12 protein-coding genes are annotated in these 14249 nt (G+C 73.5%); 8 read left to right on the forward strand and 4 right to left on the reverse strand.

The genetic code is table 11. The features are described from left to right. The first annotated feature begins 57 nt into the window (after positions 1-57). Positions 58-1116 carry a beta-ketoacyl-ACP synthase III gene (locus AC07FJ_RS28985; RefSeq protein WP_479052210.1) on the forward strand — a complete coding sequence of 353 codons (1059 nt, stop codon included), beginning with the start codon at positions 58-60 and terminating at the stop codon, positions 1114-1116. 96 nt (positions 1117-1212) lie between these two features. After that, positions 1213-1866 (forward strand): NADPH-dependent F420 reductase, encoded by a 654-nt coding sequence (locus AC07FJ_RS28990; RefSeq protein ID WP_479052211.1) that lies wholly within the window; start codon positions 1213-1215, stop codon positions 1864-1866. A 186-nt stretch (positions 1867-2052) separates the two neighbouring features. Here AC07FJ_RS28990 and AC07FJ_RS28995 read toward each other — a convergent pair whose 3' ends face one another. Then, entirely contained in the window at positions 2053-3411 is a 1359-nt protein-coding gene (locus AC07FJ_RS28995; RefSeq protein WP_479052212.1) for an acyltransferase family protein, read from the reverse strand. A gap of 541 nt (positions 3412-3952) precedes the next feature. Between AC07FJ_RS28995 and AC07FJ_RS29000 the strand changes: the two genes are divergently transcribed. The 4 genes from AC07FJ_RS29000 to AC07FJ_RS29015 all read left to right on the forward strand — a co-directional run bounded on the left by AC07FJ_RS29000 (position 3953) and on the right by AC07FJ_RS29015 (position 7067). After that, on the forward strand, positions 3953-5239 hold the full coding sequence (locus tag AC07FJ_RS29000; protein ID WP_479052213.1) for an MFS transporter: 1287 nt from the start codon (positions 3953-3955) through the stop codon (positions 5237-5239). A gap of 45 nt (positions 5240-5284) precedes the next feature. After that, positions 5285-5923, forward strand: coding sequence for an NADH oxidase (locus tag AC07FJ_RS29005; protein ID WP_479052214.1), 639 nt, complete (start codon positions 5285-5287; stop codon positions 5921-5923). 161 nt (positions 5924-6084) lie between these two features. Beyond that, a complete protein-coding gene (locus AC07FJ_RS29010) occupies positions 6085-6606 on the forward strand; it encodes a flavin reductase family protein (RefSeq protein WP_479052215.1) in 522 nt (173 codons plus the stop codon). A 35-nt stretch (positions 6607-6641) separates the two neighbouring features. Next, positions 6642-7067: a nuclear transport factor 2 family protein gene (locus AC07FJ_RS29015; RefSeq protein ID WP_479052216.1), complete on the forward strand. Its 426-nt coding sequence runs from the start codon at positions 6642-6644 to the stop codon at positions 7065-7067. Between the two features lie 88 nt (positions 7068-7155). Here the strand turns inward: AC07FJ_RS29015 and AC07FJ_RS29020 are convergent, their stop codons facing one another. From AC07FJ_RS29020 to AC07FJ_RS29030, 3 genes are all read right to left on the reverse strand, one after another. Then, a complete protein-coding gene (locus AC07FJ_RS29020; RefSeq protein WP_479052217.1) occupies positions 7156-7962 on the reverse strand; it encodes an AfsR/SARP family transcriptional regulator in 807 nt (268 codons plus the stop codon). Positions 7963-8077: 115 nt separating this feature from the next. After that, positions 8078-9064: an aldo/keto reductase gene (locus tag AC07FJ_RS29025; RefSeq protein ID WP_479052218.1), complete on the reverse strand. Its 987-nt coding sequence runs from the start codon at positions 9062-9064 to the stop codon at positions 8078-8080. A gap of 209 nt (positions 9065-9273) precedes the next feature. Beyond that, a complete protein-coding gene (locus tag AC07FJ_RS29030; protein ID WP_479052219.1) occupies positions 9274-10440 on the reverse strand; it encodes an acyl-CoA dehydrogenase family protein in 1167 nt (388 codons plus the stop codon). Positions 10441-10655: 215 nt separating this feature from the next. Between AC07FJ_RS29030 and AC07FJ_RS29035 the strand changes: the two genes are divergently transcribed. Continuing rightward, positions 10656-12044, forward strand: coding sequence for a DUF4192 domain-containing protein (locus AC07FJ_RS29035; RefSeq protein ID WP_479052220.1), 1389 nt, complete (start codon positions 10656-10658; stop codon positions 12042-12044). A 115-nt stretch (positions 12045-12159) separates the two neighbouring features. After that, positions 12160-14205: a glycogen debranching N-terminal domain-containing protein gene (locus tag AC07FJ_RS29040; RefSeq protein ID WP_479052221.1), complete on the forward strand. Its 2046-nt coding sequence runs from the start codon at positions 12160-12162 to the stop codon at positions 14203-14205. Positions 14206-14249: the final 44 nt, after the last annotated feature.

The raw sequence follows: 14249 nt of genomic DNA on the forward strand, positions 1-14249 counted from the left end.
CGGCCCGTCTCACCATGCCCGGTAGCGGCGTCCCGCACCGGCGATCAGGGAGGCCCCATGACTTACGCGTTGTCCCACGGACCGGTCCCCTCCGCGCAGCGTGCCGGACGGGCAGCGGTCCTCACCGGCCTCGGCTCGTTCGTCCCGCCCCGCGTCGTGACCAACGAGGAGCTTTCGCGGACCCTGGACACCACGGACGAGTGGATCCGCACGAGGACCGGGATCACCCGGCGCCACTGGGCCGACCCCGGGACCGCCACCGGCGACCTCGCCGTGGCCGCGGGCGAACGGGCGTTGAAGTCGGCCGGCTCCGCCGACGTCGACCTGGTGGTCCTCGCCACGACCACCCCGGACCACCCGTGCCCGGCGACGGCGCCCGAAGTCGCCTCCCGGCTGGGCGTCGGCAACGTGGCGGCCTACGACATCGCCGCCGTGTGCAGCGGGTTCGTCTACGCGCTGGCGTCCGCCGCGGGCGCCATCGCCGCGGGCACCGCCGAACGCGTGCTGGTCATCGGGGCGGAGACGTACTCGACCATCCTCGACCCGGAGGACCGCACCACGTCGGTCATCTTCGGCGACGGTGCCGGAGCCGTGGTGCTGCGGGCCGGCGACCCGACCGAGCAGGGTGCGCTGCTGGGGTACGACCTCGGCAGCGACGGCTCGCTGAAGGACCTCATCATCGTGCCGGGCGGCGGTTCACGGCAGCGGACCACCCAGGCCGGCGACGCGCCCGGAGCGCGCCCCGCGGACACGTACTTCAGCATGCAGGGCAAGCAGGTGTTCCGGCACGCCGTCACCCGGATGGCGGCTTCCTCCCGGGCCATGCTCGACCGCTCCGGGTGGGCCCCGGAAACGGTGGACTGGTTCGTGGGACACCAGGCGAACGTACGGATTCTGCACGCCGTGGCCGATCAGCTCGGGATGGCCAGGGACCGGACGGTCGTCAACCTCGACCGCGTGGGCAACACCTCGGCCGCCTCCATCCCGCTGGCCCTCACGGACGCCGTCTCCGGCGGCCTGATCACACCGGGCGACCGTGTGCTGATGAGCGCCTTCGGCGGCGGGGTCACCTGGGGCTCGACCGCTCTGGTCTGGCCCGACATCGCCGTGCACTGAGCCCGCGCCCACAGCGCCCCCCGTCGGCCGTCGGTCAGCAGTGACCGGCGGCCGACGCCCATGTCCCGAACGCACCGGCACACGCAAGGAGTTCACATGACCGCGCACACGCTCCCCTTGACCATCGGCATCCTCGGGGCGGGAAACATCGGCCGCCCTCTCGGCCGTCACTGGGTGGCGGCCGGGCACAGCGTGACGTTCGGCTCCCGGGAACCGGGCCGGCTCTCCTCCTTCGTCGAACCGCTGGGAGACCGGGCCCGGGCCGCCACGTACGCCGAGGCGGTCGAGGCGAGCGACGTCGTGCTGCTGTCCGTCCCGCACCCGGCCCTCGACGACCTGCTGGACCGGCTGAAGGGCCTGCTGACCGGAAAGACCGTGATCGACGCCACCAGCCCGATCGGCGTCTCGGAGGACGGCCTCTTCGTCTCGCAGCACCGCCCGGGCCTCACACAGGGCAGCTGGACCGCCGGGCGGCTGCCGGGCAGTCCCGTCGCCCGCGCGTTCACGCACTTCCCGGACGAACTGCTGTGGTCGCGCGGCACGCGGCAACGGCACTTCTGGGGCATGGGCATCGCGTCCGACGACTCCGACGCCCGCCGGGTGACGGAGGCCCTCGTCCACGACGCCGGGTTCGTCCCGGTCCACCTGGGCGGCCTCGCGGAGTCGGCCGCCGTGGACCCCGGCGGCGCGCTCTTCGGTTACGTCTCCACCGCGGCGGGCCTGCGCGCCGCGGCCGGGCTCGCCGCCTGAGCCCTCCCGTGAAGGGGGGGCCGCCCGAGAAGGCGGCTACCCCGTGCAGGGGGCCGCCCGCCCCACCCGGCCGGAGCCGGTGGGGGCAGGCGGCCCCTTCGTTTCGTGCCGATCGTTTCCGGTACGGAACGCGCCGGGGCGCCGCCGGATGTGATCCGGCGGCGCCCCGGCGCGTTCAGCCACCGCTCACCCGTCGACCGCGCCCCGGGTGGCGAGCGGCAGGGCCCCGGCCGTCGCGGGCCGCTCGGCCGCCCGCTTCTTCTTCGGGTGCGACCAGCGCCGGGTGACCGGCCTCTCGATCAGGGCGTACAGCGCCCACGAGGCCAGGATCCCGGCGGCCATGCACAGGACCATCAGGCCGACGGCCCCAAGAACCGAGTACGACATGCCGCCGAGCAGCTTCCACACCCCGACCATCACGGTGTAGTGCACCAGGTAGAAGGCGAACGAGATGTCGCCGAGCCAGACCATCACACGGTTCCGGAAGAGCGTGAACCTGCCCTCGTCGTCCGCGATGGCGCCGGCGGCGATGAGCAGGGCGGCGGGTACGACGCAGATCGCCCGCGTCGAGTAGATGGGCGGCGTGAAGTAGCCCACCGCATAACCGGCGACGAGCAGCACGCCGGACCACACCATGCCGATGTTGCGCCAGCGCCCCGCCATCACCGAGCGGGCCACCAGGATGCCGAGGGCGAAGTCCAGCACCCGGGGCAGCGGCAGGATGTAGGAGAAGAAGTACTGGTTGACCGAGGTGCCGGGTTCCGTGTCCATCATCGCCGTACCGGCCGGGACCAGCAGCTCCGAGAGCAGCGGCGTCGCGATGATCCCGGCGGCCACGCCCGCGACCCAGAAGTTCAGCCGGTGCGCCGGGATCTTCTTGATCCAGTGGAGCAGGACCGGGAAGAGCAGGTAGAAGACCGCCTCGACCCCCAGGGACCAACCGGCCGGGTTCACCCCGAAGTTGATGGCGAAGTCCGGGTACCAGACCTGGATCATGAAGAGGTTGAGCAGTCCGACCGTCATGTCCGTGATGGGGGCGGCGAACACCACCATGGCCAGCCCCCACACCAGGACGTAGTTGGGGACGATCTTGAGGAAGCGGCGCCGCCAGAAGCGCGGAGCGGTGTCGGTGTCCCGGGCCGACCAGGTCAGCACGAAGCCGCTGAGCACGAAGAAGAAGGTGACGCCGAGGGCGCCGGCATGGGCGACGGCGTCGTAGTAGGCGGTCACGGCCGAGCTGCTGCTGAGCCAGGGAACACCCAGGAAGGCCAGGAGCGACGCGTGGTACAGGAACACCACGAAGGCGGCGGGGAAGCGCAGTCCGGTCAGCGTGTCGAGGCGGTTCACCCGGGTACGCCGCGCCGCCCCCGTCAGCTCCGCCGTCCCCGTCACCCCCGCCACGTCCCTCGCCCCAGCCGCTTCCGGCGTACCCGGCGTACCCGGCGTACCCGGCGTACCCGGCGTGCCCTGCACCGCCGTGCCGGCCGGCCGCGGCACCACGCCCACCGCTTCGTGCTCCGTCACACGCATGCTGTCCGTCGACACGTTTCTGCTCCTTCGGGAGATGGGGGGATTACGAGGTGAGCGCTGGTGTGCAGTGCGCTGAGTGCGCTGAGTGCGCCGAGTGCGCCGAGTGCGCCGAGTGCGCCGAATGAGTCGAGTGAGTCGAGTGGCGGGCCGGCGGCGTTTTCTGCGGGCCCGGAATTCCTCTGCCGTGTAGGGCGGATGACCGCCCGGCAGGAATGCGTTGATGGCACGCTACCCGGCGGGAAGCCGCATTGCCTGGGCCAACTCATCCTGTTGCTGTGGGCACCACCACGGGCGCAACCCGTACGTGCCGGTTGCCCGGCCCCGGTCGCGTAACTGGTGGTCCCACCACCAGGAGCGGGAAGCACTTCCTCCGCCTGCCGAGAACCGGTGAGAATGCGTCGGCGGACCTTTTCCGAGCGTCTTTTTCGAGCCTCGCGACCTCAGCGAGCGATCCGGCTCATGCGCCGCACGTTTCTCCGCGCCTCCGGGCGGCAGGTCCCCGGCCCGCGAACAGCCCACCACCCTTCACCGCCGGACAATCAACCCGGGAGCATCGATGTCCCACAGCTCGACCCTCTCCGAGACCACCCCCGCGGCCACCCCGGAGGCCACCCGCGCAGCCGTACCGGACGGCGCCACCGCCCCCGCCCCACCGGGCTCGTCCCTGCGCGGCTGGCTGGCCGTGGTCGGACTGGCCCTCGGGGTCTTCTCCTTCGTCACCACGGAGACCCTGCCCATCGGGTTACTCCCGTCCATCGCCGGCGGTACGTCGGTGTCCTTGGGCACCGCGGGCTTCCTGGTCACCGGTTTCGCGGCGCTGGCAGCGGTGACCGCCGCGCCCCTGACCGCGCTGACCGGCCGCCTGGACCGGAAGTGGCTGCTCGTCTCCCTGATGGCCTTCTACATCGCCGGCAACCTCATGGCGGCCGTCGTCTCCAGCTACGCGCTGCTCCTCACCGCGCGCCTCATCGTGGCCCTGGCGCACGGCGTGTTCTGGTCCATCGCCGTCGCGGTCGCCGTACGGCTGGTCCCGGAGCGGCACGCCGTCCGCGCGACCTCCGTCGTCCTCGGCGGCATCTCCCTCGCCTCCGTCGCGGGCACCCCGCTGGGCACCGCCATCGGCCAGTCCGCCGGCTGGCACGTGGCCTTCGTCTGCGTCGGGCTCCTCGGCTTCCTCGTCCTGGCGGCGAGCCTGCTGTTCATGCCCGCCCTGCCCGCCCGGGGCAGCGGCAGCCTGACCGCGCTGGTGCACGTGCTGCGGCACCGGGCGCTGCGCGTCGCGGTCGGCGTCACCGCGCTGGTCATGAGCGGTCACTTCCTCGCCTTCACCTACGTCGCCCCGTACCTGCAGGAGGTGACCGGCGTCCGGCCGTCCCTCATCGGCGCGCTGCTGCTGGTCTTCGGTGCGGCCGGCCTGGCGGGGAACTTCGCGGCGGGCGCCGTGGTCGGCCGGGCCCTGCGCACGAGCCTGATCGGCAGCACCGGGCTCCTGGCCGCCGTCATGGTGGTGATGTACGCGGGCGGAACCAGCGGCCCGCTCGTCATCGCGATGCTCGTGTGCTGGGGCGTGCTGTACGCGGCGCTCCCGGTCGCGCTGCAGACCTGGGTCATGCGCCTCGTCCCGGAGGAGAGCGAGGCCGCCTCGTCCCTCTACGTGGCCGCGTTCAACGGCGCGATCGGCGTGGGCTCGTTCATCGGGGGCCTGGTCATCGACGCCTCCGGCCCCCGCCCGGCGATGCTCGTGGCCGGCGCGTTCATCCTGCTCGCCATGGTGATGACGGCCGTCCTCGGTGCACGCGGGGACAAGGGGGAGAAGACGGCAACGCGGCCCGCCCGCCCCTGACCACCGCCACCGCCACCGCCACCGCCCGGCAGGAGAGGTGCACTTATGCGGCGTACGACCGAGGCGGCGGCCCGGACCTTCCATCTGTGGTCGCTCTCCGAGGACGTCACCGTCGGCCAGGGAGCCGACGGTGACACCGTGGTCCTCACCAGCCGCTGGGGCCGGGACCGGCTCGACCGGCCGAGCCCGGCGGTGCGTGAGGTGCTGCGGCGGATGGAGTTCGGCCCGGTCCTGCTGGGCAACGCCCTCGACGGGTGCGAGGACCAGTACCTCTGCGCGCTGTCGACGCTCGGCACGCTGTCGCACCTCGTGGTGCGCACACTCGGCATGGACGACCTGAAGGGGCCGCTGCTCTCGGTGGTCCCCCTGTCGTCGTCGGCGCCGCCGTTCGTCGTGAGGCGGCCGCCCGGCGAGCGCCGCGTACGGCTGCCCGGGCACGTGGCCTTCACCGTGCCGGAGCCGGGCGTCGGGTGCGTACTGGAGTCCGCCCGCACACCCCACCGGGTGGTCCTGCACCGGCCGGAGGCCGCGTGGGTCGCGATGGCGCTCGCCTGGCCGACCACCCTCACCGCGGTCGCGGCGGCGCTTCCCCTGCCCCTGCGGGTGACCGAGGACGTCATCGGCTACCTGGCCGCCGCGGGCCTGGTCGTCCCCGTGGACGATTCCGTGGACGGGCCCGCATAGGCCGTGTCCGTAGGCCTCGCTGGGTACGGCACATGGCTTGAACCGGCTCAAGGGTAAGTGCGCCCGGCCTCAAGGACCCCTCCAGGCAGTTTCCGGCCACTACCCCGATAGTGCCGAAAAGCAGCGGGAGAGGCCCGCGACTGGTCGACGGAGTGGACACCATGCTGGACACGGATGCCTTCCGCAAGGTCTTCGGTACGTTTCCCACCCCTGTCGCCATCGTCACCACCCTCGGCGATGACGGCGATCCGAGCGGTTTCACCTGCAACGCCTTCTCCGCGGTCTCCGCGGCACCACCCCTGCTCCTCGTGTGCGTGGACAAGGGGTCCAGGACCCTGCCCGCGATGCTCGCCTCCGGCGCGTTCGGGGTGAACTTCCTGGCCCACCGCGGCCAGGACACGGCCCGCGTCTTCGCCGGAAAGGCCGCGCGCAAGTTCGACGACGTGGTCTGGCGCGGCGGGCTGGCGGGGGTGCCGGTGCTCCCGGAGGCCGCGGTCGCCTACGCCGGCTGCACGCTCGTACAGACCGTGGAAGCGGGCGACCACGTGCTGCTGATCGGGCGGGTCGAGGAGAGCGAGATATTCCCCGGCACGGCGGCCCTCTACCAGCAGGGGGAGTTCGGGATGTGGGAACCGGGCGCTACTCGCACTCGAGGACGAGCCGAGCCCGTTGGGTCACGCTGACCGTGTCATTCGCCGATCCGGTACGGAGGCCGACCATGAGCGAAGTCGTCAGCAGCGAACTCTACGTCCAGGTACAGCACTTCTACGCCCGCCAGATGCAGGCGCTCGACAACGGGCGGCTCGAAGAGCACGCGCACACGTTCGCCGAGGACGGCAGCTTCGCCCTCGTCCCCGGCGCCGACCCCGCGGTCGGCCCCCAGGCCATCCTGGAGGAACTGCGCATCTTCATGAAGCAGTTCGACGACAACCCCACACAGCTCCGGCACCACTTCAACCAGATCCTGCTGACCCCGCAGGACGACGGCACCGTCGCCTCCACCGTCTACGGCCTGCTCGTACGGACGCGGCCCGCCGAGCAGCCGGAGATCGGAGCCAGCATCGTCCTCCATGACGTCATCGACGTGACGGACGGCCGGTTCCGCCTGCGGTCCCGCTCCATCGGCTACGACCAGCTCGCCTGACCGGCTCTCAACGGAAGAAGCTCCTGGCGCACACGGGTCTCGATCCCACCCGTGGCCCAGGAGCTTCGTCTTTCCGTACGAGGGGCGCCTACGCGGAGAGCGCGTGCAGCGCGGAGGAAGGAGCGCTCAGGCCGGTGTCGTTGGCCAGAATGGCCTGGTGCAGCCGCTGCAGCCGCGGTGACGGTTCGACCCCCAGCTCCTTGATGAGCGCGTGGCGCAGCGACTGGAACGCGTCGAGCGCGCGCCACGGCTGCCCCGCCCGGTACAGGGCGGTCATCAGCTGGGCGGACAGGGTCTCGTGAATGGGCTGCCGGCTCACGAGCATGCGCAGCTCGCCGATGATCTCCGCGTGCCGGCCGAGGCTGAGGTCGGCGTCGAGGCGCATCTCCAGCGCCCAGGCACGCTCCTCCTGCATGCCGATGACCTCCGTACCGAGGATCTCCCCGACGGGGACGTCGGTGAGGGCGGGACCCCGCCAGAGGTCCAGGGCGCGGTTGAGGTGCCCGGACGCCGTTCCGGGGTCGTTCTCGGCCAGTGACCGATTGCCCAGGCGCACCAGCTGCTGGAATTCCAGGAGGTCGAGGGAGAATTCCTCCGGAGCGAGCCGGTAACCGCCGTAGCAGGTCTCCAGCACGTCCTTGGCGCTGCGGCCCGTTCTTTCGACTCCGGCTTCCGTCACTTTCCGGCGCAGCTGAAGAATGTAGGTCTGGAGGGTGGTGGCGGCGCTCCGTGGAATCGCGTTGCCCCACAACTCGGCCATCAGCGTTTCCACTTGCACGACGCGGCCCGCACGGATGGCGAGCAGCGCGAGGATCTGTCGGGGTTTTCCAGCGGTCGGCACAATCGACATGTTGTGCATGCGTGCTTCGAGCGGTCCGAGAACTCCGAATTCCATGCGCCGAGCATCTCAGCCGCCGTGCGGGGCCCACCAGTGATGTCGGCACGAGCGGGCATGAAGATTTCACACAGCGCTCCGCGGGGTCCCGAGCGGGACCCCGCGGAGCGGCGGCTCAGCCGTCGACGAAGGTGAGACCGGTCGCGTCGTAGCGGGTGCCCGCGATCTGCTCGGGCGGGGCGGCGGCCTCGATGGCGGCGAGGTCCTCGGGAGACAGCTCGACGGTCAGGGCCGCGAGGTTCTCCTCCAGGTACCGCTGCCGCCGGGTGCCGGGGATCGGCACCACGTCGTCGCCCCGGTGCTGCAGCCACGCCAGGGCGAGCTGGCCCGCGGTGATCCCCTTCGCCGCCGCCAGCTCGCGCAGCCTGGCGACGATCGCCAGATTGCGTTCGCGGTTGCCGTCGGCGAAGCGGGGGTGGCCCCGCCGTACGTCGGTCTCCGCGAGCCCCTCGACCGAGCTGTACTGGCCGGTCAGGAACCCGCGCCCGAGCGGGGCGTACGGGACGAGGCCCACGCCCAGTTCGCGGCAGACCGGCGCGATCTCCGCCTCCAGATCGCGGCTCCACAGCGACCACTCGCTCTGCAGCGCGGTGATGGGGTGCACCGCGTGCGCACGCCGGATGGTTTGCGCGCCGGCCTCGGACAGGCCGAGGTGACGGACCTTGCCGGCCCGCACCAGCTCGGCCATGGCGCCGACGGTCTCCTCGATCGGCACCTGAGGGTCGACCCGGTGCTGGTAGTAGAGGTCGATGTGGTCGACCCCGAGCCGGCGCAGCGACGCGTCGCACGCCTGGCGCACGTAGGCCGCGTCGCCGCGGACCCGGGTGGGCTCGCCCAGACGGTTGGCGAAGCCGAACTTCGTGGCCAGCACCACCTCGTCACGGCGCCCCGCGACGGCCCGTCCGATCAGCTCCTCGTTGTGCCCGGCTCCGTAGAAGTCGGCGGTGTCCAGAAGGGTCACTCCGAGGTCGAGAGCCCGGTGCAGCGTCGCGATCGACTGCGCGTCGTCCGTGGCGCCGTAGGCGTGGCTCATGCCCATGCACCCCAGCCCCTGCGCGGAGACCGCCAGTTCGCCTAGGTGCCGGGTGGGGATGTCGGTCATGCTGCTGCCTCCTGGACAGGTGAACGGGCTTGCCCGCGACGCTAGGGGGTGTCTTGCCGATCTTGCCGGGCTCGCGGCGCCTGGCACGCACGCTCGCCGCGTTGTCGTCGGTCGCCACTGCTCCGCCTTGCGATGTGCGGCATCAGACGCCGCTCCCTGATCCGGCCTGATCGACAAGACACCCCCTAGGAGCTGGAGTGCGCTCCACGTCAAACCGCAGCGCGGTCGAAGGCGTGGGACGCGTAGAGCGTCGCGGCCGGGTCGAAGGCCAGGGCTATGTGCGTGGCGATGGAGTTGACGTCACGCCAGATGCGCTGGAGCGGGCCGTCGGTGCTCTGCCCGGAGGTCCCGGCGGTGGTGAACATCCGGTTGACGGCGTTGACCAGGAGCTCGGTCGACATCGCGTAGTCGCGCACGTTGCGGGCCGTCTCCTCGGCGGTGACCCGCGCGCCCCCGTCCGCGACGCGAGCCGCCCGCTCCAGCAGCCACGAGGCGACGTCGATGTCACCGGCGCCGCGGGTCAGCACCGCTTCGTAGGTGCTTCGGGCGGGGCCCGGTACCCCCGGCCGCCCGGCGCCGCGGCCCAGCCGCTCGGCCGTGTCACCGGTCCACAGCCTGAGTGCGTCGCGGGCGGCGCCGAGGGCGATCGGCGCGCAGGACAGCCCGTTGACGGCCTGTATCGGCACGCTGTGGCAGTCGGCCGACGAGGCCACCGGCCGCCCGTCGAAGAGGCGCTGCCGGTCCATGCTGCGCCACTCGGGTACGAAGACGCCGTCGGCGACCAGCGTGTTGCTGCCGGTGCCGCGCATACCGGCACCGGTCCAGGTGTCCTTGATCACGTACTCGGCGCGCGGGACGGCGAACAGCCGCGCGGGCGGCGGCCCGCCCTGCGGTTCCCCGTTGCGGGGGACGACGGCGCACACCACGGCCCAGTCGGAGTAGTCGACGCCGCTGATGTACGCCCAGGAACCGGAGACGCGCCAGCCGCCCGGCACCGGCGTGGCCCTGCCGATGGGGGAGAGGGAGCCGACCACGAAGGTGTCGGGCCCGGCGGCCCAGATGTCCGCGTGCGCCTCCCGCGGGAGACAGGCGGCCATCCGGGCCAGGCTCGACGCGACCGAGGCGCACCACGCGGTCGCCGCGCAGCCCTCGGCCACGGTGGCGACCGCTTCGTTGAACTCCTCGAACGTGCCCTCCACACCGCCCTGCGTGGCCGGCGCGAAGTGCCGTGCGAACCCCGCCGCGAGCATCCGCTCGACCACATCGGGAGTCAGGCGGCGCTGGCTCTCGGCGTCTTGGGCGCGGTGACGGGCCAGTTCGGCCAGTTCCGCGGACCGCGAGACGAGCCCGGTCCTCCGGCGATCTTGCGTACGCATCCTGCCTCCTTCTCGACGCCGATGATCGGAGCGGACCATGGCACAGCGCGGTGGACCAGCGCTCGGATCGGCCTTGAGCCGTCCGCGGCGCCGTTCGCCCCCGCCACCAGCAGGGTGCCCGCTGCGCGAGCGGAGCGGCAGGGCTGTGGACAACGGCGACCGGCGGTTATCCACAGGGGTCGACGGGCGGCGGCGCTCGCGGGACCGTCGTGACCATGAACAAGCACCACGACACGACCGGCCCCTCCGACGACCGCCAGCAGATCACCCTGCGCGGTCCTGCCGAACTCGCCGACGCCCTGCCCTACATGCTGGGCTACCACCCCACCGATTCCGTCGTCCTGGTCGCGCTCCACGGCGACCGCGGCCGCTTCGGCGGCCGGGTGCGGACCGGCATTCCCCACTCGCCCCGCGAGTGGCCGCCCGTCGCCGAGCAGCTCGCCGAATCCCTGATCGAAGGGTGCGAGCGGCACGGCTCACGCCCCGACGGCATCGTCGTCTTCCTCTGCCAGGACCCCGGGGAGGGCGAGACCGGCCTGCGCGTCATGGAGCGCCTGCGCCCGCTCGCCCAGCGGCTGCGCACCGCCTGCGGCGCGCTCGACGTGCCGGTGTACGAAGCGCTGTGCATCTCCGACGGCCGCTTCTGGTCGTACTGCTGCCCCGACTCCCGCTGCTGCCCGCCCGAGGGCAACGTCCTCGCCCTGCCCGGTACGTCGGTGATGGCGGCCGCTGCGGCGTACGCGGGGATCCAGGTGCGCGGCTCGCTGCGGGAGCTGGAGTCACGGCTGCTCCCCGGGCCGACCGGCAGGCCCGGGGACGCGGGCGGGCAGGGGCGGGCGCTGGACCTCGCGAGCGGGGAGCTCGTGCCCAGGATGCTGGACGAGGAGCAGTGCGAGGAGGTGCGCACCGAGACGCTCGGGCTGGCCCACCGGCTCATGCGGCGGCTCGGGGAGAGGGCGCCGGTGCCCGAGCCGGCGGTGGCCGACGCCCACGACGACGCGCTGCTGGCGCACGACGAGGCCGCCGCGCTGATCATCGGCCTCCAGGACCGGATCACCCGGGACCGGGCCGCCGAGTGGATGGAGGGCGCCGAGGCGCACCCGGCGCTGCGGCTCTGGCGCGCACTCGCCCGCCGCTGCGTCGGCGCCTACGCCGAACACGCCGCCGCACCGCTGACCCTCGCGGGCTGGGTCGCCTGGTCGACCGGTGACGAGCCGAGCGCGCGCGTCGCCCTGGGGCTCGCGCTCCACGCCGACCCGGAGTACGTCTTCGCCCGGCTGCTGCACCAGGCCTGCAACGAGGGGCTCGACCCCGAGGCCCTCCGCACCTGCCTGCGCCAGGAGCGTGACGCACGCACGGCCGCCGACGCGCGGACCGCCTCCGCGCCCGCCGGGGCCGCGGATGTGCGCCCCGCGCGCCGGCGCACCCGGGTCCGGACCCGCGGGGTACGGCCGCCCGGCCTCGCGAGGCCCGCCTCCGGAAAGCTCGCCTCCGGCAAGCCCGCTTCCGGAAAGCCCGTGTCCGGAAACCCCGCCGCCGCGAAGCCCGCGTCCGCGCGTGGATCGCGGCGCGGTGCGCGGCGCGACAGCAGGAGTGGGCAGTGACGGCCGTGACCGGTGACCGGGGGCGGGCGTTCACCTCTTCGGCGGAGTCGTATGACCCGTGCCGCCGTACCTCCAGCGGCTGTCCGGAGCGCACAGAAGGCTCAGCAGACCACCCATGACCCGTCCCGTCCCACACCGACCGCCCGTCCCGCAGCACGCCCGGCAGACGCCCGCCGCCGACCCCCGCCCGGCGGCCCACGTCCCGGCGAACCCCGGCGAACTGCCGCCCGTGCACCACGCCCTCCTCTGCGTCGCCCTGCCCCACTTCACGGTGTCGGCCCCCCACGGCCAGCTCACCGGCGAGGGCCTCGAAGGCGTCTACGAGTCGGGCCGCCGGCTCCTGTCCCACTGCCGGCTGCGCGTGGGCGGCCGGGAGCCGGTCGTTGTCCACGGCGGACTCGCCGGCGCGGACGAGGCCAGGTTCCTCGCCGTCGTGCGCACGCCCGCGGACCCCGGCCCCGACCCCGGCCTCCGCGTGGAGCGGACCCGCCGGGCCGGGGGAACCGAACGCATCACCTTCCGCAGCTCGCTCGCCCGGCCCGTCCGTGTGCCCGTCGACCTCACCCTCGGCACCGATCTGGCCCACCTGGGCGCGGTGGCGGCCGGCCGGCCCGGTCCGGCGCTGCGCGCCGCCGTCCACGACGGGGGCATACGGTGGTCCGCCCCCGACGGGACGGAGGCGACCGTCACCGCCGACCCGCCGCCCGAGGACGCCCTGGCCTCCGCCGGGCTGCTCCGGTGGGAGTTCGCCCTCCAGCCCGGTGAGGCCCGCACGATCGAGCTGCGCGTCCGCTCCGGGCAGCCCGTCCGCCCGGTGGGCCGGACGAGCGGCGGTCCCCGCCTGGCCGACGCCCGCGCCGAGGGCGACGACCCGCGGGTGGAGAAGCTGCTGCGCACCGCGCTCGACGATCTACGGGCGCTGCTCCTGCGCGACCCCGTCCACCCCGGTGACCTCCACCCGGCGGCGGGCGTGCCCTGGCGCTGCGGTCTCGCCCCGGCCGAGGCCCTGTGGGCGGTCAGGATGGCACTCCCCCTGGGCACCCGGCTCGCCGCCGCCACCCTGCGCACCGTCGCCCGCACCCAGCTCTCCGGTGGCGACCCCGGAGCCGGTCGCATCCCCGGCCCGCTCCGGGACGCCGGACCCCATCTCCCGGCCGCCTGCACCGGTGTGGAGGCGACCCTCGCCTTTCCGGCCGTGCTCGCCGAGGCGCGGCGCTGGGGCCTGCCCGAGCAGGAGCTCGCCGCGCTGCTGCCCGCCGCCGAGCGCTGCCTGGACTGGCTGCGCACCACCGCCGGGGAGGGCGGCCTCCTCGCCGAGCCGGGCACCGCCGGACTGCGGCGCGCCGAGACCCAGGCGCACGCGCACCGGGCCGCGCTGCTCGGCGCCGACCTCCTGGACGCCTGCGGCCGCCCCGGCGCCGACGCCTGGCGCGACTGGGCCGCGGCCCTGCGCGGGCGCTTCCGCGCGGACTTCTGGCTCGACGACCACGGCGGTGGCCGCCCCGCGGCCGCCCTCGCCCCGGACGGCAGACCGCTGCGCCCCCTCGGCGCGGGTGCGGCGCACCTCCTGGACACCGGACTGCTCGGCGGTGGGCGGCTCGCCGAAGGCCTGCTGGACAAGGTGCAGACCGAGCAGCTCGCCCGGCTGCTCGGCGGCCCCGCCCTCGACTGCGGCTGGGGCCTGCGCGGCCTCGGCTCCAAGGAGCCGGGCCACAACCCCTTCGGTCACCGCTCCGGGGCGGTGCGGGTCCACGAGACCGCCGTCGCCGTCGCGGGCCTCGCCGCCGCCGGGTACGCCCAGGAGGCCACGTCCCTGCTGCGCGGACTGCTCGACGCCGCCGAGGCGTTCGCGTACCGGCTGCCCGAGATGTACGCGGGTCTGCAGCGGACGGCGGACAGCGCGCCCGTCGCGCACCCGGCCGCCTGCCGCCCCGCCGCCGTCGCCTCGGCCGCCGCCGTGCTGCTGCTCACCACGCTGGCGGGAATCCGGCCGGACGCCCCCGGCGGCACGGTGGCGCTGCACCCCGTGCGCGGAGTGCCCCTGGGAGCGGTCCGTCTCTCCGGGTTGCGCGTCGCGGAGGAGCCGTTCGCGGTACGGATCAGCAGAACCGGGCTCGGTATGGTCGAGGAAGCCGCCTCAGGCCTTCACTTGGGGGTGTGAGCGGGATGCGCGAGCGGGGTGCGAGCGGGGTGCGGCGAGTGGCT

The organism is Streptomyces sp. NPDC045998, assembly GCF_056430285.1.